A 20,966-nucleotide genomic window follows, 5' to 3' on the forward strand; every position below is an offset into this window, starting at 1 on the left:
TAAGCCTTTGTGAGCCTGCTCAAGGCCACCTACTTTTCATTCGCGGGATTGCACCCAAGCGGACAGTTCAGACTGAACCTGTCGGAAAACGGTTTTCCAGTCGCCAGGCACCGGTTGCCTGAACAGGTGGGCATTGGGATATGCCGGTGTCCGGCTACCCTTCCGCAGCCAGATCCAGCTCGGGCCAAGTCCAGAAGCGAGCAGAACCCAGACTGGTGTCGTGGTCCGGGCGGCAATATGGGCCGTCGTATTGCCGACCGTAATCACCAGATCGAGTTCAGCAACTCGTTCCGCAAAATCGAGCGTCTGACTATGGGGATCGAAGCCCGGTATGGATTCGATCTCCTGGAACATCTTCCGATCCCGCGCGCCTTCACCATATTGCAGCGAAACGAAGCGGCATCCCGGAGTCTTCAGAAGTCTCGCCCAATCCTCAAGAGCCGTGGATTTGAGGCCACCGATAATTGGAGCACCAGACCACCAGGAAATGCCAATGCGCAGCTGATGACTGTTCCGGCGCGGCCTCTGAAGAACCCGTTCCCTGCCACATTCGCTCAAGTCCGCCGGCCCGCTCGCAAAAAAACGCCCAACGAAATCGAACGGGTAGCAGGCTGTTGCCCGCCACTCCGCGCCACCAGTCAGGACTTCATCGATTGAATCGATCACCCTGACTTCAGGATACAGTTCTCGAAAAAGCGCGCGGTTCCTAGGGTCAATCAGGAGCGTAACCCGACCCGCGGCCTCCACCACCCGCTGCAGGAAAACCGAGAACTGCAACTCGTCACCAATCTGATCCATGCTCCAGAGGAGCAAAGACCCATTGGCGAGCGGGCGGCCGTCCCATTTAGGGAGACCTTCAGTCGGCGGTAGCCATGCGGGTAGCCTGAAATACTCGAGACGGCGCCAACCTTCCTGAAGAGCGCCTACAATCATCAGAGCGCGCCCCAGTTCGCCTTGCGCTTCTCTGCTCTGCGGATTAACGACGACCGCGCGCCGGAACCAACCGACTGCCCCATGAGGGTCGTTTTTTCGCCGATGCCAGAGGCCGCAATTGCGCAGAGATAAAAAATCGGCAGGCGTCGCACTCAGAGCTCTACGAACCGCCTCTTCGGCATCCTCGCCACCCACAATCAACGCTTTGAGGCGCGCTATATTACCTAGTGTTCCGGTGTGCAGCGGGCGTGCGATCTGCGCTCGTCTGAAGTTCCCGAGCGCGTCCTCCGGCTGGTTGGCCCTGTCATCCGCGTTGCCGAGATTGTAGTGACCGTCGCCGTTTTCCGGTGCCATAAGCGCCGCGCGCCGGAGCATGGAGATATTGTCCTCCGAGAGCCCGGCCAGCGTGAAAAGCTCGCGGTGCAATGGAACGACGGATCGTCCCGGAAGTGCCGCTGCCGCCCAATGCGCAAAGCGGCCGGAATCCGATGAAGCGCCAATGGTTCTTGAGGAAAGGCTGAGATAGTAGCAACTCGCCGGGTCGAAAGGCGCCAGCAGCAATGCCCGTCGCGCCGCTATCAGGCTGGCCGTCGATTGACCCGCTACGGCGGCCTCAGCGGCCTTCTGGCGAAAATGCGCCGCGTGACGCGTGTCAGCCTCCACCATGCCCGAACAACATAGTGATATTGATCCGCCGATGGATATAGCCGTCCTTGAACTTGAAACGGTCTGTTTCGTGGAACAGCCGCGAGTCGAACAGCAAGGCCCGATTCTCACGGTTAGGCACCCGAACCGGGTTATCCCTCTCATCGCCGAGGAAGTCGTAAATCTCTTCCGCCGGTGCAGCATTATAGCGCTCGAAAGTCCAATCTTGCGGGGCTGGTTTCCGGAACACCAGCAGACCACCGGTTTCGGGCTCCAGATTGGACTCTGCGTGATTAATCCAGAAATTGACGTTCACGGCGGCAAAATCGGCGTGTGGATTGATGCCGGCCATGTGCTGATCGTATTTGTAGGCCCACATCATTTTCAGATTATGTGGACCAAGAATGCGCGGCAATCGTTCGCGCAAGCCGCGCCCGATGGCGAACAACAATGGATCGTTGAAGCCGGAGCGGTAGTAGGCACCGAGATAACCAGCGCCTTTCAGCTGATGCCAGATCGTCGATTCGAAACAGAACCGGCGCAGCCGGGCGAGAGCGTCTTCACTCAGCAAGGCATCGATGGCAATCGCACGTGGATCGCCATCCAGATAGCTTTCTTCAATCTTGTTCCAGTCCAGGTCGGCGTTGAGAGGATCGGTATCCCCCCAGCCCGACGCGGCAATATAGACGAGACGATTGTAAGATCGCTCAATCCGACCATATTCGGCATCATCGAGATTGAAGGAAATTGCCCCGCGCTGCTCCTCGCTCAACCCGTCCAGAAGAGCTTGGTAGGCTTCCCATTCCGATTTGAAATTGTCCGGCAGAACGTCACGTTCGGACAAATAGCGGTATTGCTCGGCATCATGCTTCAGACGATGGCGGGCACAGGTCCGGTCTACCGGTTGTACCGGCATCAAGGGCATTTCAGCGTATTCGGGAGCATCCTCTAGCGGACGACCGTGAACAAGCCGCGCGCGCCGGGCATAAGGCTCGGCAGCAGCCTCGAACCTGCCCTCATCGATAAGCGTGACTCCGAGATTGAACCAGATGTCGGGATTGTTCGGCTCCCGCTTCAGCAAAATCCGGTAGAGCGCCTCAGCCTCGATGTTTCGGCCATTCTGCTGCAGCAGAAATGCGCGATGCATACTGGCCCCGAGATCCGAAGAATCCGCATTGAGCAAGCGATCCGTTGCCCGCTCGACAAGAACCGCGTCGCCCGCGCCCTGTGCAGCCCCCAACAGCAGGCCGCTCTGCTGATCCGGAGCGATGGCAAAGGCGCGTCCTGCCGCCAACAGGGCGCCAGCCGTATCGCCCTCGGCAGTAGCAGCTTCGCTTTGCAGCGTATAGGGGCCGATGCCTTCCGGCGCCAGAACCTGGGCCTTGACCGATGCAAGCCGGGCAACCTCCTTGCTGCCCGCCCGATGGGCCGCAAGAGCCAAATTCGAATGCACGGCAGCCACCCCCGGAAGCCCTCGGGCAGCAGCGGCATAAGCTCCTTCGGCCTCCTCGTTTCGTCCCTGCTTCAGGCGAATAATGCCGAGATAGAACTGCGCTGCCGGCTGGCGCGGGTTTTCCGCAACAATGGCAACAAGACCCGGCTCGGCGGCGTCAATGTCGCCCGCCTCCACCTGCTTAATCAAAGCGTTAATATCGTGGCTCATGCATCGGTCATAGCGCGTTCAAGGCTTGGCGCCAACTGGCGACATCATCCTTTATCGCCGATTTCGTTCAACCGAACGGAAGGCCGACATAATTCTCCGCGATGGTCTTCCGGCCCGCTTCCGAGCTCGTGAAATAGTCGAGGTCGGCAATCTGGATTGCCTCATCGAACGGCTCTCCGTCAGGGAACTTGTGCAGCAGGCGGGTCATGAACCAGGAGAACCGCTCTGCAGCCCAGACACGTTTCAGCGCAGTTGCCTCATACGCATCCAGCAAATCAGTTGAACCGCTCTTGAAGAAGGCCACGAGCGCATCGTTCAGCACCTTCACGTCACCGGCGGCAAGATTGAGCCCCTTTGCTCCGGTCGGCGGCACGATATGCGCGGAGTCACCGGCCAGGAACAGACGGCCATGGCGCATGGTCTCGCAGACGAAACTCCGCATAGGGGTTACATCCTTGCGCAGGATCTTGCCTTCGTTCAGGCGGAAGCCGTCTCCGGATTCCAGCCGTGTGTGAAGCTCGCTCCAAACACGCTCATCGGGCCATTCATCAAGGTTCTCTTCCGGATGGCACTGCAGATAGAGCCGCGTCACCTCCGGCGAGCGCATGCTGAACAGGGCGAAGCCGTTCTGGTGATAGGAATAGATCAGCTCATCCTGGGCTGGCGCCGCCTCGGCCAGAAGACCGAGCCAGGCAAAAGGATAGACTTTCTCAAACAATTTCAGGCGGTCCTGCGGAATGGTCTGACGTGAGACACCGTGAAAGCCGTCGCACCCGGCGATGAAATCGCAAGTCAGCACAACATCCTCACCGTGCCGGGTAAAGCTCACCGACGGACTGTCGCTCTCGATATCATGCAGCTGGACATTCTCGGCCTCGAAAAGGATCTGCCCGTCGAAATCCTTCTTCAGCGCAATCAGGTCTTTCACCACCTCCTGCTGGCCGTAGACCGTCACTTTCTTGCCATCGGTGAGTGAGGGAAAATCAATCCGGCGCTTCTCACCGCGGAACACAATATCCACCCCTTCATGAGGCAGGCCCTCGCGTCCGAGACGGTCTCCGGCGCCGATGGAGTGCAACAGCTCAACCGTCGGGTGCTCAAGGACGCCTGCCCGGATCCGGCTCAGCACATACTCTTCCGAGCGAGCCTCGAGAATCACGCAATCGATGGCATTTTGGCGCAAAAGTTGAGCCAAAAGAAGGCCGGCGGGACCGGCTCCGATGATAGCGACCTGTGTTTTCATTCTCTGGATCCTCCTGAATATCTTGAGTTTTATCCGGGAATTAGAAACCCGCTAAGAGAGGTTCAGGACAAAGAATTGCACTTTCCGGCCAAACTGATCTTTATTAGAAGCGAGCGCGCTAGTTTTTTGAGCACCCGGAACCGGCAATTTTATTATGAACTCCATTCCCTCCTTCAATCTCTATCTCGACGGCGATGGAATTGTAGAGCCACGGTTCCTGCATATCGAAACGATTCCAATGCGCAGCCGGGAGAACGATTGGACAATCCGGCCACACCGACATCCGGAGCTCTTCCAATTTCTGCTTCTCACCGCGGGCGCTGCCGACATGCAGCTTGAAGGCTCGACGGCACGCCTCGTCGCGCCCGCCTTAACGGCCGTCGCGCCGAACGCCATTCATGGCTACGTCTTCCGGCCAGACACTGAAGGCTATGTTCTGACAATCGCGGAAGCCTACCTGACCGAACTGGTCAAACATGCTGATGATGCAGCGGCGCGGGACGCTGTTCGAACGTCAGCGATTGTGCCGCTTGCCGAAGACTTGCGAACGGTTGAAGAGATACGTCTTGCCTGCGAGCGGGTGATACTCGAAAGCCGGCGGGAACAAGCGGGCAAAAACGCTCTGGTAGCGGCAGATTTGCTCCGCATCCTCGGCCTGTTCATCCGCCTCACCGAAAGCGCCAGAGAGTCCAAGAATGCCGCCGCTGTACCGGACAATTTGTTCGAACGGTTCCGGACACTGGTGGAAGAATGCTTCCGCAACCAGCTCACGATTAAGGATTATGCAGAACGTTTGGCAACGTCCGAACGGACCCTCCGCCGGGCAACACAAACGTGCTCCGGACGCACACCCCTTGAGATACTAAAACAGCGAACCTTGCTCGAGGCGCAGCGCGACCTGCTCTACACGGCAAGGTCCGTCGCTGAAGTCGCCTACGGCCTCGGATTTGAGGACCAGGCCTATTTCAGCCGTTTCTTCGCAGCAGGAACCGGCCTGACGCCAACCCAGTTCAGAAAGCAGCACAAATCGTATCTGACGGCCACGCCGGAACCCGATACGGCGAATGTCTGAGCAAATTTTCTAGGCCGGGCGCTCGACTGCATGCGCTTCCGCGGCATGTACTTCCGGCTCCCCCACAACCGCACCCGTTTGCCCGCTGAACTCGGGCACAAGCCGGGCCAACAAGCCAAGAACCTGCGCGCCATTGCGCTGCCGCCCACTCACCTCGATCTCATCGAGCACCCGGGACAACACCGCCAGGTCGGCGGTGCGCGGAGAAGCGCGATGAATGCCTTCTATCTCTGTTGCGATCAGGGCCTCGGCGTCGTGGAACAGCTCCTCAAAAAGCTTCTCGCCTGGACGCGGCCCCGTATAGGTGATCTCGATATCGATACCGGGGGTAAGGCCGGACAAACGGATCATCTGTGCCGCCAGATCGGCGATCTTCACCGGCTCACCCATATCGAGGACGCAGATGGCGCCACTTTCCCGTGTCTCGGCGCTTGTCCCCGCATCCATGGCCGCGGCCTGCAGCACCAGCTCCACCGCCTCGCGCACTGTCATGAAATAACGGGTCATGTCCGGGTGGGTAACGGTCAGCGGGCCGCCCCTGGCCAGCTGGCGCTTGAACAGCGGAATGACCGAACCTGTCGAGCCCAGCACATTGCCGAACCTGACAGTGACATAGCGCGGCCCGCCCCGAAGCGCTTCTTCACGATCCTTGGCCTGGCAGTAAGCCTCGGCTGTCCGCTTGGTAGCTCCCATGACATTGGTCGGGTTCACCGCCTTGTCCGTGGAAATCAGCACCATCTCGCCCACGCCGTGCCGCGCGACGGCATCCGCCACATTGCGCGTGCCGATGACATTGGTCATCACCCCGTCGGTCGGGTTTGCCTCGACCAGCGGCACATGTTTCAGCGCCGCCGCATGAAAGACGATGTCAGGCGCGAAGGCAGAAATCCGTTCATCTACTGACTGGGCATCGCGGACATCGGCGAGCAATGCCTTGCGAGGCAGGTCAGGGAACTTTTCGGAGATTTCGAGGTCGATCTGGTAAAGCTGGAATTCACCGGCATCAAGCAAGGCGAGCTCCGATGGCCCGAGTGCAGCGATCTGGCGCGCAAGCTCTCCGCCAATGGTCCCGCCGGCGCCGGTGATCATCACTTTGCGGCTGCCGATCAGATCAGAAACCCCTTTGCGGTCCAGAACCTTCTGCGGCCGACCGAGCAGATCTTCCACACTGACGGAACGTACTGTGTCCACCGATCCGTCGGCGCCTTCCAGCGACGCCATCTTCGGCATCCGGCCAACGGCGAGGCCAAGATTGTTCGCTCGATCCAGCAGATCCCGGATCACTGCGCCCTCGATGGACTGCCGGGTGATGACGAGGCGCTGCGGCGCTGTATCCCGCTTGCGCAGGTCGGCTACGACCTTATCCAGCTCATCCAGAGTGCCCAGCACCGGTACACCGCGGATCATGCGGCCAACACGACCGCCAAGATCGTCAACAATCCCGACAACCCGGTACGGCGCATCCTTCTCGCGGCCCATTTCACGAATAAAGGCATCCGAGCCGTCCCCGGCCCCGATCAGCAACACCGGAACACGATCCGCAGCGTTTCGCTCGAACAGGCTGGAGAAAGCTCCGTCCTTGACCAGCCGGTAGGCGAAGCGCGGCCCAGCGAGCAGCAGCGTCAGGACGAAAAACTCGATGATCAGGAAAGAACGCGGGAAATCGTCCAGCCGCGTAGCGAGGAACTGCACGACAAGAAACAGCGCGATGCAGACAACCACCGCCCGGACGATCCGGCTGAGGTCGCTCATCGAGGCGTAGCGCCAGACTGTCCGGTCGAGGCGCATGGAAAAGAACACAACGGCCGCAACGCCGGTAAAGGCGACCAGCCCGAACCCGACCACCTCACGCGGCCAGACCAGAATGTCCTGGCCAAGCCGCAAGGTCAGCGAAATCAGAAAGGATAGAGCCGCCATTCCGACATCGTGCAGGAAGGTCAGGAAACTGCGCCTAGAGCCGAACATTGTCACCGTTCTCAACTTCCCCGCCCAACGGGCCCGAAACGCCAATGACCATAAACCAGTTGTGCCGGGGCGTCTGCCCCTGCCGAGCCGCACACCGTTTCAGACCGCTTGCTCCACCTTCCGTCCGCCCCGGCGGAAGAGAAGGCAAAGCAAGATAACCGCGACCAGCCCTGCAAGCACGGAGAACACCGGATAGGCCGGTGCTACGAACAGGGCCAAGGTAATCAGGATGATATTAAGCGCCAGAATGGCCAGACAGGCACCGGCATGACTGAAGCCTCGCTGCGTTGCCTGCTGATAAAAATGCTGACGATGCGCCTCGAAGATATTTTCCCGCCGGAGCCCGCGTTTGACCAGCGTGAAGGTCGCATCGAACAGATAATAGCCCGGCAGCAGCAACACCACTGCCCAGCCTGAAGACCCATCCGAAGCGGCGCCGGTCTCAAGCAGCATCCAACCGGCGAAGAAGCCGAGTGGGATGGAGGCGACATCGCCGATAAATATCTTCGAGGGTTGCCAGTTCCAGACCAGAAAACCGGCAATCGCCGCAACCATTGCCAGCGCCGGAAGCTGAATAAAGGCGCCAATCCCGCCAAGCACGGACAATCCGAGCAGACCGCCACCAATGCTGATCGTCTCGATCCCGGTAATGCCGTCGATGCCGTCCATGAAGTTGAACAGATTGACGAACCAGAGCCAGGCGAAACCCGCGATCGGAAGCTCGACCCAGACCGGCACCAGCCCGTCGGTGAACCCCGTGTCCGGGACCGTCACCAGCAACCCGGCAGCAACGGCCACCGCCTGCACCAGCAACCGGAGACGGGCCGGCAGGCTTTTCAGGTCGTCGATGAAGGACAGCACGGCGAGGCCGACTGTCAGTCCGGCAAGCAGCAGGGATTTACCATCGAGGCTTCCCTGCAGCGCCAAACAGCCGATCCAGCCGACAAGCATCACCGTGACAACGGCAATCCCGCCACCACGCGGCTTCGGCACGACGTGGCTGCTGCGCTCGTTCGGAACATCGATCACGGCGCGGCGCGTCAACAAAGTGATCAGCGCGCGTGTTCCCAATAGCGAGGCAGTGAACAGGACGGCGAAAAGGATAAAGGCTGTAAGCAGTTGCATGGGCGCTCTTATAGCTTTCCGGCGGCCATAAGGGCCAGCCGATTGTCAGCCCGCCGTCTTGCTGTCTTCGCGCTGAAGGGCCCAACGGATAGCGACCTCCCCGGTCGCCCGGATATCATCCAGCGGCTCACGGATCACCAGTTGCTCGCAACGCTGGAACTGACCGCCCCGCCCAAAATAGACGCTCTCATTCAATGCCAGCCCCCGGTCGCAGCGCAAACGCCAACCAGAGCCGCTGCCGAGCCTGATCAATGCCGCAGATCCGCCCTGGATGATGGAGGCGCGGACTTTCGGATGCAGATGCAGCCGAATGCAGGCTTCCTTCGGCAGATCACCGGGATCGCCGGTATAGACCAGCCGGTCCTCGACCCTGAGATCGTTCCCGGCATGGGACAGATAGACACGGCGGAAATGTTTCAAGCCATGGGTCGGCAGATAGCCGTCATGCTCCGCCTCGATCAACAAGTCCCCGTCATTTTCCGAGCGTCCAGCCCGCACGTTCGCCGGTCGAGCGCCGGTAACGCCGTCCGACTCGATATCGGCTGCGTTGCGATCATCCACAACCAGTGTCGAATGCGCCGCCGTGGCACGGAGCGCACCGTCCCATTTCGGATCCATCGGGCTCGCGCCGCAATTCACGATCATCCGCTGCTTGCCAACACTGAGCTCGAAGGAGAGCATTCCCGCATGGGCGGTGTGATCGGCAGGCGAAGGCTTGCCCGTGTCCATGATCAGACAAGTACGCCCGGCAACAAGGCGTTCAAAACCGCTGTCCGGAGCGGAGGCCAGCGACTTCCGCTTGGTTTCGGCCTGCGCGATCAGACTGTCGATGAACCAGACATCTCCTTCGGTCGCATGATTGAAAAGGGCCAGCCCGCCATCGCCATGCCGCAGCAAGCGCAGCATCGCCGTCATCATGGAGATGCGCTCGTCCAATGCCTCGTCAGCATGTTCCGCCAAACGCAGCGCTTTCCTGATTTCGACCAGATCAGCGAGTACGGAAACCTGCATGGCAGGTGAGCGGGAGACATGCCCGCCATCTGCTGCGACCTGCCGGTCGAGCTCGCGATGCAGCCATTGCAGGGCCTGGGATATCTTGCCCTGACCTTCACCAATCACAGCCATCGCGGCGAACATGCCTTTCGCCGCAAGCAAACGCCGGGCACCCGATGCCGAGGCCTCGATATCGCCGACCAAATGCCTGTATTGGCGGCCGATGGACTGGAAGAAATCGGCGCGGAATTCATCATCGGCGGAGCCGCCGAAGAAGTCGTAATTGCCGATCCAGGAGGACAGGCGTGCGCCGAGAATGTCAGGACGCCAGAGCAGAGCATCCCATTCGTCATACCGGGCGAGCCAGCCATCCACCAGATCGCGGGCCCGCAGCCGGGCAGCTTCACCGCCAAGTTCGCGAAGATCGCGCAGCCAGGAAAATCCGTGCAAATGCTCCAGCGCGCCGGGCTCTCCCGGCTCTGCGTTCCATGGATCTTTCTCAAGCTTGAAACTGCCGAACGCATAGGGCATGCGCCCGTCGAGGATCGCACGCGCGATCGACGTATCGCCCGGCAAATCGTCCGAGAGCCGGTCCTTGAAGCCAAGCAACGGCTTCGCAGCAAGGCGCCAGCGATAAACCGGCGAGGCGAAATAGAGTTCCTTTAAAGTCCGCATGCCCGCCCCCAAAGGCTCAGCAGAAACTCAGCTGTCACCGCGAATGGCCGCTATATTCGCGGCATAAGCATCCGGACCGCCCTTGAAGACTGCGGTCCCGGCAACCAGCACGTCGGCACCGGCGGCAATGCAGCCCGGTGCCGTCTCAATCGTCACCCCGCCATCGACCTCGAGATCGATGGTCCGGCCGGTGGCGTCGATTTTCTTCCGCACAGCCTCGATCTTGCGCAACTGGCTGTCGATGAACTTCTGCCCGCCGAAACCTGGGTTCACCGACATGATCAGGATCAGGTCGCAAAGGTCGATCAGATTGTCCACCACCTCGACCGGCGTGCCGGGGTTGAGCGAGATCCCGGCCTTCTTGCCGAAGGATTTGATCAGCTGCAGCGTGCGGTGGGTATGCGCGCCCGCCTCCGGATGCACGGTAATAATATCCGCGCCGGCATCGACAAAGGCTTCGATAAAGGGATCGACAGGCGAAATCATCAGATGCACGTCAAACGTCTTCGCCGTGCGGCCGCGCACAGCCTTGGTCACAGCCGGGCCGAAAGAGATGTTCGGAACGAAATGGCCGTCCATGACGTCGACGTGAATATAGTCGGCGCCGGCCTTGTCGATGGCTTCGATTTCCGCTCCGAGCCGGGCGAAATCCGCCGCCAGGATGGAGGGTGCTATTCGTGTGTTCTGCTGCATGGCTTTCACCTAACAGGTTGCCTGACGGGGGACAAGTATGGGCACTGAAACAGCTTATACCCGCTTAAACCGTGCGATGAAAAATCCGTCGAAGCCACCCAACTCCGGATAAAGATGCGGGCCGGTACGGACGTCACCGTCCGGGGTCAGCAGCTTATCGAGCCCGCCCAGCTCTTCAGCCGTCACCGGATCGCGTTCCAGCGGCAACTCAGCCAGTGCGCGGGCGACCTGTGCCTCACCCTCTTCCGATTGCTGGGAGCAGGTGCAGTAAACCAGGCGTCCGCCCGGGCGCAGCATTCCGGCGGCCTTGGCCAACAGCTTCGCCTGCAAGGTCGTCAGCTTGTTGAGGTCACCGATGCCCTTCGCATGCAGGATATCCGGGTGGCGGCGGATGGTCCCGGTGGCCGTGCAGGGCGGATCGAGCAGGATGGCGTCGGGCGTGTCCGGTGCTGTCCAGCCAGTGATATCGGCGACGGCGACGCCCGCGCGGAGCCCCATGCGCTCCAGGTTACGTTCCAGCCGCTTCAGCCGCTTCGATGAGCGATCAACCGCCAGCACATTCGCCCCCATAGACGCGAGCTGCAGCGTCTTGCCGCCCGGAGCGGCGCAGAGATCGAAAACCCGTTTGCCTTTGACATCACCAAGCAGCTTGGCCGGCAGCGCGGCGGCAGCGTCCTGCACCCACCAGCCCCCTGCGTCAAACCCCGGCAGGCCGGTGATCGCGCCGTCGAACTCTCGGCGGAGCGTGCCCGTAGGCAGCAATGTGGCTTCCAGCTTTTCCGCCCATCCTTCCGGATTACTTCTGACGGAAATATCGAGCGGCGGCTGGGTCAGGGAATATTCGGCAATCGCATGCGCGACCTCGACACCGAAGGAAGTCTGCCAGCTTTCGATCATCCAGGGCTGGTAGTTCATTTCGACCGGAAACTCTTTCAAGCGCTCCGCCCCCTCGCGGGAAACCCGGCGCAAAACGGCGTTGACGAGACCCTTGAATTTCGGGTGCCCCCGGCTTTCCACCATCGTCACCGCGCTGTCGACTGCCGCATGCGGCGCGACATCAAGGAATAACAGCTCGGCCACGGCAAGCCGGAGAACGTCATTCACAACCGTCGCCTGACGCGGCAGGGGTTTCTCTATCAGGGTTTCGATCAACGCATCGATCTGGCCGAGCCGGCGCAATGTCATACCGACGATGGTGCGGGTGAATCCCCGATCCCGGCGCGGCAGCAGGTTGAGGCCGTCATGTACGGCCAACGCATCGTCCAGCGGAGTGCCCTTGGTCAGCACCGCGCGGAGAATATCGAAGGCGACGCTCCGGGCTGCGGAGACGTCCTGTTTTCGCTCTTTTTCCATGCCCGTCGCTTACCCCAGAGCCCGATTTCTGACCAGCATTTTCACCGCAGAGCCGCCATGCAGCCTCGAAGAGACCGCCTGCGCGTTCACCGAAGCATCACTGCCAGATTAAGCGCGGATACGTTTGGTATTTCTTAACCAAGACTGGCGATGATGGGGGAAGGCTCCGAAATGCGGGAAGGAAAAGGCTTTGACCGAGACCATCGCACTGGACGACATCGTACTTTTGCCGGACTCCTTTATCGATGCGCTGCTGGCCCGTCGCGCGGATCTGCTTGAGCCCTATTTTGGCGATCGAACGGCTGAAGTCTTCGCCTCTTTCCAAAACCACTCGCAAGATGCTGAAGGCCAGCTCAAGCGGTGGGTGGAGATGTCGATGACCGCAAATGACAGCGTGCGTCAGGTTGCCGAGATGACCCGCTCCGTCAGGGAAGTCGACTCCCGCACCCAGTCCATCGCCTCCGCGGTCGAGGAGCTTTCGGCTACCGTGAGCAGTATCACCGCGACCTCCGAATCCGCGGCAGCGGAAGCACAGGAAGCCGTTGCGGTCTCCGATACCGGTAAACAGGCCGCCGCCAGCGCGGTTTCCGCCATGGGTGCGGTCTTCGAGGTCGTGCATTCCGCCGTGGACAAGGTTGGAGCGCTGGCCGAAGCCTCGAACCGGATCGGAGAGATTGTCTCCACGATTGAGGCGATCGCCAAACAGACCAACCTGCTTGCCCTGAACGCCACGATCGAAGCCGCCCGGGCCGGAGAAGCCGGAAAGGGATTTGCTGTCGTCGCGGGCGAGGTCAAGACCCTCGCCAACCAGACGGCCGAAGCCACGGACGATATCCGCTCACGTATCACAGAACTTCGGTCGGAGATGGACACGATTGTCACCGTCATGAAATCTGGCGCCGAAACGGTCGATACCGGTCGACAATCCATCGAAACAGCAGGCTCGGAAATGGATCGCCTCGCCGTCGGCATTACCTCCGTTACAGACCGCATGGAGGAGATTTCCGGGATTCTCATCGAACAACAATCCGCGACCGAGGAAATCGCAGGCGGTGTTGGCGTCATCGCCCGGATGAGTGCGGAAAACGTGTCGCTGATCGACGGCGCTATCACGTCGCTCGAACAGACCGCGCCGATTATCTCGACCAGCATCGACGCATTCGTGCAGGACGGAGCCCCGAACGCGACGATCCATGCGGCGAAGTCGGACCATATGATCTGGATGCGCCGTCTCGCCCAGATGCTTGCCGGCAGGGCATTCCTCAAACCCGATGAACTGGCGGATCATCATAGTTGCCGGTTGGGGAAATGGTATGACGCGCAGACTGATCCGAAGCTCACTCGCCATCCAGCATGGGCGGCCCTTATCGAGCCACACAAGGAAGTCCATCGCGCGGGGATCGCCGCAGCCGAGACCTTCATGACGGGCGACATGGACGGCGCCATCAGACTGGTCTGGGATGCCGGTGAGGCGTCCAAAGACGTCATGCGTCTTCTGAACGAATTATCCGGTCACGTAACGGAAAGCGCTACCGAAACGGATTAACCAGACCAGGCGGTCAGCCCCACGGCCCTCTTTCTGTATTCGCCATCCTCTGCAGGGCGGCGATCCGGTTCTGCGTGTTCGGATGGGTGGAGAACAGGCTGTCCACCGCGTGGGCATGCAATGGATTGATGATGAACATATGAGCGGTCGCCGGATTGCGCTCGGCGGCGTGATTGTCAATCGCGGCCGCGCCTTTCTCCAACTTGCCCAGAGCCGAGGCTAGCCAAAGCGGACGGCCACAGATTTCGGCACCGAGCCGGTCAGCTTCGTATTCACGCGAACGGCTGATCGCCATCTGCACCAGCATGGCCGCCACCGGCGCCAGGAACATCATCGCCAGCGTGCCGATCAGCCCGAGCGGATTGTTCCGGTTACCGCCGAAGAACAGCGCGAAATTTGCCAGCATGGATATGGCACCGGCGATGGTCGCGGTGATGGTCATGATCAGTGTGTCATGGTTCTTCACATGGGCCAGTTCGTGCGCCATCACCCCGGCGACCTCTTCGCGGCTCATCCGCTCAAGCAGGCCGCGCGTCGCCGCAACCGCCGCATTTTCAGGGTTCCGCCCGGTGGCGAAGGCGTTCGGCTGATCCTGTTCGATCAGATAGACCTTCGGCATCGGCAATTCCGCCCGGTGCGCCAGCTGCTGGATCATGTCGTGGAACCATGGCAGGTCGGCGCGGCTGATCTCCCGCGCGCCATACATGCCGAGCACCATCTTGTCGGCGTTCCAGTAGGTGAAGAGATTCATGCCGGCGGCAAAGACCAGCGCGATCATCATTCCCGCCTCGCCGCCAAGCATGTAGCCGACGCCGAGAAACAGCGCCGTCATTCCGGCCAGAAGCAAAGCAGTACGAGCGTAGCCCATCCAACCCTCTTGAAGGTTTCCATTATCCGGCATCATGGCCGGAACGATTATTAAGTGGGCATCTGGAAAATCGGATCAAGACTTGGCACAGCGCCAATCAAGGGCATATATGGTTTTATGAGCGATACCAAACGCACCTTCACGCAAGTCACCGTCAGCGGTATGAAACCCGCGCCGAAACCGGTCGCTTCCGAAGCCTTCGTCACACCGCCGCAATTGAAGCCGGAGACGAAAGGCACACCCGATCAAGACGAGATCGGCGGCTATGACGGACCCGAGCCGACCCGCTATGGCGATTGGGAACATAAAGGTCGCGTCACCGACTTCTGAGCAACCGACCATTGCTTAGCGGCTGATCAGCTGACAGATTCCCGGTGCACCACACCCGTAAGGCAGCCCATGGCGCCAGCGGCTTTCACCAGCTCCGAGCAATCCACGGTCACGCATTCGACCCCGGCATCCTCATAGACTTTCTGAACGGAATCATATCCGGCACACATCAGGACCTTGCGCGGCGCCAGGGTGACGATGTTCATCGCCCGGTTCAGTTCAAGGTCCGGTCCTTCCGGCAACCAGATGATCTCGTAACCGCGCTCCTCCAGCGCCCGCACCGTGGCGTGCGGCGTGCGGCGCCACCAGCAGACGGCGAGATCCTTATCGATAATCCGGAGCAGTCCCATGAAGTGCATGCACCCGAAAGGCATGTCGACGGGGATTACCTCCGCGCCCATACCGGTCAGCACGTCATCAATCTGTGCCACAGCCTCGGCATTGGTCCGTTGCCCCATGCCGACCATGACCGTTTCCGGGTCAAGCCACATCGCATCCGCGCCCTCGAACAGGGCATTGCCGCGCAGGGTGCTCTGGATCGGCACGCCGATATCAGCCAGCCTGCGCGCGATCAGCCGCTCTTCGCCAGCCCGGACAGTCGAGGCAGGGCGGGCCAGGATGGCACCTTCCGGCGTCATCACGAACAGATCGGCACAGAACATCTGGTTCGGAGAGGGCGTCGCGGGCGGGTCGACATAATGAACCTCGACGCCGTTCGCGCGGTAAGCTTCAGCAATCGCATCATGCTGGGTACGGGCAAGAACCAGATCAACCGGCGCCAGCATCTGCACGGCATCGGGATCGTTGTGGGAGATATCCAGCTCGGCACCCGGACGGTGCATGATCACGCTCTTCAGCGGCGCCCATTCGGTATCGATACCCGACGGCGCCCAGAGATCGCCGATCTCTTCACGATGGGTGCGTTCACGCCCGGACCAGCCCGGCCCGCCATAGGCCGATGTATTGAACAGCCCCTTCCGATCGCTCATGCCGCTTTATCCTGTTTTCTTGACAGATGGTGTTAGCGCCGCCAGCACCTGATCCGTATCGCCACCAAGGGACGGGACCGGATGGCGCAACCGTGCCGGTGTGTCCGAGAGTTTAACCGGGAACCCGGTCATGCGAATGGTCGTACCGTCGGGTTGTGCCACATCCAGAACCAGATCCTGCGCAAGCACCTGCGGGTCGCTGAACACTTCCTGCAGATCCATCACCCGGCCGCACGGACAGCCGGCCTTGTTGATCGCCTCGATCCAGTGATCCACCGGCTGTTCCGCCATCCGCGCGTTGATATGCTCGTTCAGGGACGGCCGGTTCCGCACCCGGCGCTCGTTCGTCGCGTAATCCGATTGCTCCAGCAGATGCCCGAGCCCGATACATTCGAGGAAGCGAACCACAAAGGCATCGTTCGAAGGTGCGACGGCAACCATGCCATCGGACGCGGTGAACAGACCGTAGGGTGCAACGATCGGATGGTCGTTACCGGTCCGCTTTGGCACCTCCCCGGTGGCGAAATATTCCGCCGAGAGATAGCCCAACATACTGATCAGGCCGCCGGTAAGGGAAGATTCCACCCGCTGCCCCTTGCCGATCCGCTTGCGGGCATGTAGCGCGGCAAGCGTACCGAACGCGGCATAAAGCCCGGCAATCAAATCGCTCATCGGCGGTGCCGCCCGCATCGGATCGCCGCCATCCGCGCCGTTCACGCTCATGAAGCCACTCATGGCCTGGGCAATGAAATCGAAGGACGGCCGGTCGACATAGGGTCCAGTGGAGCCGTAGCCATTGACGCTGGTGACGACCAGATCGGGGTTCAGCGCATCGAGACGCGCCTGATCGAACCCCATCTTGTCCAGAACGCCCGGCCGGTAGTTTTCAACCAGCACGTCCGCATCCTCGATCAGCCGGGCGAGGGTCTGTTTCCCCTCGTCCGTATAAAGATCGAGGACTACCGATTTTTTGTTCCGGTTGAACTGGGCGAAATACCAGCTCATGCCGTCGCGGGTCACGCCCTGCTCACGCACCGGGTCACCTGCAGGCGACTCGATCTTGATGACGTCCGCACCCATATCGGCCAGCAACTGGGTGCAGAACGGCCCGGCGAGAATCCGCGTGAGGTCGATAACCTTAATGTCAGAAAGCGGCATGAGATCAGCCCACAGCCGTCTGAACGTCCCCCATGGAATGCAAGTCGAGCCGCGGCCCGGCTTTCATCACCTGCCCCGGCAGCGGATGCCCGAGGGCTTCTTCTACAACGCTGGCAATCTTCATCAATTTGCCAAGATCGATACCCGTCTCGATGCCCATTTCATGCATCAGGTAAACAAGATCCTCGGTACAGATGTTTCCGGTCGCCTTAGGGGCGAACGGGCAACCGCCAGCGCCGCCGAACGAGCTGTCGAAATGCGTGACACCTTCATCGAGGCCGGCCACCACATTCACGAGGCCGATACCGCGCGTGTTGTGAAAATGCAGATGGATCGGCAGGCTCGGCACATGCTCTTTCAGGTAGCGCACATTCCGGGTCACCAGCGGCGGCGTCGCCATGCCCGTGGTATCCCCGAGCGCAACGCCCTGGAAGCCGAAATCGACAAAATGCTTGGCGATATAGCCGAGCCGCTCGGCTGGAACGTTCCCCTCGAACGGGCAGCCGAAAGACGTGGCAATCGCGGCCGAAACCGGGATCTTTGCTTCCTCGGCGATCTTGGCCACCTGGGCGAAGCCGGCCAGTGACTCATCGACGGTGCGGTTGACGTTCTTCTTGTTGTGGCTCTCGGAGGCGGAGACAAAGACGATCATCTCGTCGACACCGGCTTCGGCGGCGCGGATCGCGCCCTTCACGTTCGGCACCAGGGCTGCAAGCACTGCGCCCTTGGACCGGTCGACGCCGTTCAAAACCTCAAGAACGTCCGCCAGCTGCGGCACGGCGCGCGGCGAGACGAAGGAGGAAAACTCCATGCGCTTGACGCCTGCATCGACCAGATCGTTGATCAGTTTGATCTTCAGTTCCGTCGGAACTAATTTCGGCTCTGCCTGAAGGCCGTCCCGCGGCCCGACCTCAGTAATTTCCACCCGTGTCGGCCTTGCCATTTTTTTGCTCCTTTTGAGGGTCATTTACGACCAATTAGCATTTTGACGGCATCCTAGCGAATTCGGCGGTGCAAACCAGCTATCGTGTCGGAACCAATCCTGTTCCGGAATCCGGAGATGGAACGGGCGTTTAGGAATTGGTAACGAAATTCCCGGATAGTGATTCTGACAATAATTCGCGAGTACCAACGATGTACCGAAGCCAGAGTAAAACCCGTCGAATCAACGGGGTTGCGCCGTTTATAGCTGCATTTGTTTTCGCAGCCCTTTTCTGTTGCGCACAGGCATTTGGTGCCTCTCCAGACCTCAATCTGGACAGCAATGGCCTTGCGCTTCGCGGCTACGACCCCGTGTCCTATTTCTCCGACAACCGGGCGGAGCGGGGAAAATCCAGTATTAGCGCTGAGCACGGCGGTGCCACCTACTACTTCGCCAATGAGAATAACCGGGACAAGTTTCTCAGGGAGCCGAGGCTCTATGAGCCTCACTATGGCGGCTTTTGCGCTTATGGCGTTGCCGTTGGCCAGAAATTCGACGGAGACCCGGAAGTGTTCGTGATTGTCGAAGGCAAGCTCTACCTGCAGCTGGACAGGGCCACGCAGACTCTGTGGAAAGCCGAGCTCAACAAGAACATCGCAATCGCCGACCGTACCTGGCCCGTCATAAAGCCGATCCCGGCCGCGGCTCTCAATGAGTAATCCACACTCACATCCCGACTGGACCGTGCATCCCGTTCGCCTGACATCCATCAGCACGCGCTATCTGATGCGCTTTGTGCCGATCATTCTGGTGATTTTCACGATCCTTATTTCTATATACGGCACAATCGCTTACCGGGAAGCAATCAGCAGTCTCGAATCCAAGCTCGACACGCTGGTCTCCCGGCAGTCCCTGCTGATGGGCGAAGCCGTGGCGGAAAGCAGGAATGACCGCATCGGACTCCTTGTCGCACAGACCATTGCCGATCGGGATGTCGCCACGATTGCGGTACTCGACAATAACGGCGCCGCGCTCAACAAATATGGCAACGTGCCTGATGCAAACGCCCCGCTCACCCGCGCAGTTGCCATCAATTACATGGGTGACAACAGTTTCAAAAGGGTCGGCACGCTCGTCATCAGCATGAGCAAAGAGCCCGCCGTGGAGCGGCTGACATACACTCTGTTTTGCATCGCTCTGCTCGGCATTGCCTTGCTCGCTGCAGCCTCGGTCGCCGCCCACCTGGTCTTGCGAACAACGGTGAGCCAGCCGCTGGACAAGATGCTGACGGCTATCCGCATCCAGCGCGAAAGCGGTGCGCGCATCCCGATCGACTGGGACAGCGAGGACCAGATCGGCCAGGTCGTGTCCGCCTATAACGCCCTGCAGCTGCGTCAAACGAAGACGGAAAGCGATCTGACCCGTTTGCGTGTGAAAGCCGAACGTGCGCACCAGTCCAAATCCGATTTCGTCGGCCGCGTGATCGACGAACTCCGGACACCGCTGAACTCAATCGTCGGGTTTTCCGAGATCGTCAGCAGCCAGCGGTTCGGACCAGACACAATCCACCGGTATCTCAGTTATGCCGGCAACATCAATCAGGCGGCGCGGCACCTGCTGTACCTGATCGAGAATGTTCTGGATCTTACACGGCTTGAAGGTGGTGAAGTCGAGCCTGTCTTCGCCCCGGTGAAAGTCGAGATGCTGTTGCGGCGTGCGGAAAACACTGCCTCTTCCCTGTCGCGCAACAAGGGCGTGCGCCTGACCGTCAACCGTCCGACACCCGGCTATGCCCTGAATGTCGATGCGGAACTTATCGGCACGCTGCTCGGAAAACTACTGGAAAACGCGCTGCGTCACACGCCCGACGACGGGAAGGTAGAGCTTACCTTCGTCGTTTCCCCTGGCGGCACGGCATCCTTCACCGTGCACGATACCGGCAAGCCGATTCCCGAGGCGGAAATAGAGCGGCTGCTCATTCCCCTTGCTGTCTCCAGCGAGATTGACGAACGCCGCTTCCATGGCACAGGGCTCAGCCTGCCAATCTGCAAGATGCTGGCTGAAATGCACGGCGGCACGCTTGAAATCACCAACCCGTCGACCGGTGGCTCGGCCGTTTCGCTTCTCCTGCCGCCGTCTCGGGTAACGGAAACTCCGGAGATCGATCCCTCAACGGGTGGCGATGTAAACCCCAGCGCCAATCATCGCGCTTCCAGCGCTTCTGTTCAGCACCTTCACGGCCCGGCCTGACCGGAAGACCTTCCGAGCCCTGGCGGCCATCAATCCGTAGAAATTGTTCACCACCAGAATTGCAGCGACAACGATCACGGCAAGAATGGTGATATCAGGCGCCGTCAGCGTTTCAAGATCGACGAAGGTGGGCAGCAAAGCCCCGTAGAACAGGATGACTTTCGGATTGCCGAGAGTGATCAGGACACCGGCCATGATCTCCCGGAACAGGCCTTTCGATGCCTGCGGTCGGGCGTCCAGAGGTTCCGGCTTGGCGAGCCACAGTTTGGTGCCAAGCCAGAGCAGATAAGCCGCCCCGACGAACTTCACCGCAATGAATATCTCACCAAGCAATTCGGCAATGATCTGCAGCCCGAATATGGCCAGCATCAGGAAGATCAGATCGCCTATGCAGACGCCGATATTGTACTGAAAACCGGTCCAGAACCCGGTGGCGAGAGACTTGGCGATGGTCGTCAGCATGGACGGCCCTGGCGTCAGCATCAGGATGACCATGCCGAGCGCGAAGGCGAGCGCAGTTTCCAGCGTCATGTTGTGGTTCCT

18 protein-coding genes are annotated in these 20,966 nt (G+C 60.2%); 5 read left to right on the forward strand and 13 right to left on the reverse strand.

Going from position 1 to position 20,966, the window contains the following annotated elements; genetic code table 11:
* Window positions 1-36: 36 nt before the first annotated feature.
* The 3 genes from VOI22_RS09140 to pobA form a co-directional block, all read right to left on the reverse strand.
* Window positions 37-1,599, reverse strand: a complete 1,563-nt coding sequence (locus VOI22_RS09140) for a hypothetical protein (RefSeq protein ID WP_323796196.1) — start codon at window positions 1,597-1,599, stop codon at window positions 37-39.
* Window positions 1,586-3,241: a tetratricopeptide repeat protein gene (locus VOI22_RS09145; protein ID WP_323796197.1), complete on the reverse strand. Its 1,656-nt coding sequence runs from the start codon at window positions 3,239-3,241 to the stop codon at window positions 1,586-1,588. Before VOI22_RS09145 ends, VOI22_RS09140 begins: the two co-directional genes overlap by 14 nt.
* A 67-nt stretch (window positions 3,242-3,308) precedes the next feature.
* A complete protein-coding gene (pobA, locus tag VOI22_RS09150; protein WP_323796198.1) occupies window positions 3,309-4,484 on the reverse strand; it encodes a 4-hydroxybenzoate 3-monooxygenase in 1,176 nt (391 codons plus the stop codon).
* 154 nt (window positions 4,485-4,638) lie between these two features.
* Here pobA and VOI22_RS09155 point away from each other — a divergent pair, with 154 nt between their 5' ends.
* Window positions 4,639-5,556, forward strand: coding sequence for a helix-turn-helix domain-containing protein (locus VOI22_RS09155; RefSeq protein ID WP_323796199.1), 918 nt, complete (start codon window positions 4,639-4,641; stop codon window positions 5,554-5,556).
* A gap of 9 nt (window positions 5,557-5,565) precedes the next feature.
* On the opposite strand, the gene VOI22_RS09160 is transcribed toward VOI22_RS09155, so the two are convergent.
* From VOI22_RS09160 to VOI22_RS09180, 5 genes are all read right to left on the reverse strand, one after another.
* Entirely contained in the window at window positions 5,566-7,521 is a 1,956-nt protein-coding gene (locus VOI22_RS09160; protein ID WP_323796200.1) for a nucleoside-diphosphate sugar epimerase/dehydratase, read from the reverse strand.
* 99 nt (window positions 7,522-7,620) lie between these two features.
* On the reverse strand, window positions 7,621-8,646 hold the full coding sequence (locus VOI22_RS09165) for a glycosyltransferase family 4 protein (RefSeq protein WP_323796201.1): 1,026 nt from the start codon (window positions 8,644-8,646) through the stop codon (window positions 7,621-7,623).
* Window positions 8,647-8,691: 45 nt separating this feature from the next.
* Window positions 8,692-10,314 carry a heparinase II/III family protein gene (locus VOI22_RS09170; protein ID WP_323796202.1) on the reverse strand — a complete coding sequence of 541 codons (1,623 nt, stop codon included), beginning with the start codon at window positions 10,312-10,314 and terminating at the stop codon, window positions 8,692-8,694.
* A gap of 27 nt (window positions 10,315-10,341) precedes the next feature.
* The gene (rpe, locus tag VOI22_RS09175; RefSeq protein WP_323796203.1) at window positions 10,342-11,007 is read right to left on the reverse strand and encodes a ribulose-phosphate 3-epimerase; all 666 of its coding nucleotides are present in this window, start codon (window positions 11,005-11,007) and stop codon (window positions 10,342-10,344) included.
* Between the two features lie 54 nt (window positions 11,008-11,061).
* Window positions 11,062-12,360: an RsmB/NOP family class I SAM-dependent RNA methyltransferase gene (locus VOI22_RS09180; protein ID WP_323796204.1), complete on the reverse strand. Its 1,299-nt coding sequence runs from the start codon at window positions 12,358-12,360 to the stop codon at window positions 11,062-11,064.
* A gap of 190 nt (window positions 12,361-12,550) precedes the next feature.
* Between VOI22_RS09180 and VOI22_RS09185 the strand changes: the two genes are divergently transcribed.
* On the forward strand, window positions 12,551-13,906 hold the full coding sequence (locus VOI22_RS09185; protein ID WP_323796205.1) for a methyl-accepting chemotaxis protein: 1,356 nt from the start codon (window positions 12,551-12,553) through the stop codon (window positions 13,904-13,906).
* A gap of 13 nt (window positions 13,907-13,919) precedes the next feature.
* On the opposite strand, the gene htpX is transcribed toward VOI22_RS09185, so the two are convergent.
* Window positions 13,920-14,774, reverse strand: coding sequence for a zinc metalloprotease HtpX (gene htpX / locus VOI22_RS09190; RefSeq protein WP_323796206.1), 855 nt, complete (start codon window positions 14,772-14,774; stop codon window positions 13,920-13,922).
* A gap of 117 nt (window positions 14,775-14,891) precedes the next feature.
* Between htpX and VOI22_RS09195 the strand changes: the two genes are divergently transcribed.
* Window positions 14,892-15,104: a DUF1674 domain-containing protein gene (locus VOI22_RS09195; protein ID WP_323796207.1), complete on the forward strand. Its 213-nt coding sequence runs from the start codon at window positions 14,892-14,894 to the stop codon at window positions 15,102-15,104.
* 26 nt (window positions 15,105-15,130) lie between these two features.
* On the opposite strand, the gene VOI22_RS09200 is transcribed toward VOI22_RS09195, so the two are convergent.
* From VOI22_RS09200 to VOI22_RS09210, 3 genes are read right to left on the reverse strand one after another with little or no spacing between them, the layout of a single operon-like run.
* Window positions 15,131-16,093: a dimethylarginine dimethylaminohydrolase family protein gene (locus VOI22_RS09200; RefSeq protein WP_323796208.1), complete on the reverse strand. Its 963-nt coding sequence runs from the start codon at window positions 16,091-16,093 to the stop codon at window positions 15,131-15,133.
* 6 nt (window positions 16,094-16,099) lie between these two features.
* The gene (locus VOI22_RS09205) at window positions 16,100-17,251 is read right to left on the reverse strand and encodes a CoA transferase (protein WP_323796209.1); all 1,152 of its coding nucleotides are present in this window, start codon (window positions 17,249-17,251) and stop codon (window positions 16,100-16,102) included.
* Between the two features lie 4 nt (window positions 17,252-17,255).
* A complete protein-coding gene (locus VOI22_RS09210; protein ID WP_323796210.1) occupies window positions 17,256-18,194 on the reverse strand; it encodes a hydroxymethylglutaryl-CoA lyase in 939 nt (312 codons plus the stop codon).
* A gap of 191 nt (window positions 18,195-18,385) precedes the next feature.
* Here VOI22_RS09210 and VOI22_RS09215 point away from each other — a divergent pair, with 191 nt between their 5' ends.
* Both VOI22_RS09215 and VOI22_RS09220 read left to right on the forward strand, forming a co-directional pair.
* Window positions 18,386-18,892, forward strand: coding sequence for a YHS domain-containing (seleno)protein (locus tag VOI22_RS09215; protein ID WP_323796211.1), 507 nt, complete (start codon window positions 18,386-18,388; stop codon window positions 18,890-18,892).
* Window positions 18,885-20,423, forward strand: a complete 1,539-nt coding sequence (locus tag VOI22_RS09220; RefSeq protein ID WP_323796212.1) for a HAMP domain-containing sensor histidine kinase — start codon at window positions 18,885-18,887, stop codon at window positions 20,421-20,423. The genes VOI22_RS09215 and VOI22_RS09220 overlap by 8 nt, the downstream gene beginning before the upstream one ends.
* Here the strand turns inward: VOI22_RS09220 and VOI22_RS09225 are convergent.
* Window positions 20,343-20,954, reverse strand: a complete 612-nt coding sequence (locus VOI22_RS09225) for a LysE family translocator (protein ID WP_323796213.1) — start codon at window positions 20,952-20,954, stop codon at window positions 20,343-20,345. The two genes, VOI22_RS09220 and VOI22_RS09225, sit on opposite strands and share 81 nt — an antisense overlap.
* Between the last annotated feature and the right edge of the window lie 12 nt (window positions 20,955-20,966).

Source organism: Nisaea sp., from assembly GCF_034670185.1.
Classification (GTDB): domain Bacteria; phylum Pseudomonadota; class Alphaproteobacteria; order Thalassobaculales; family Thalassobaculaceae; genus Nisaea.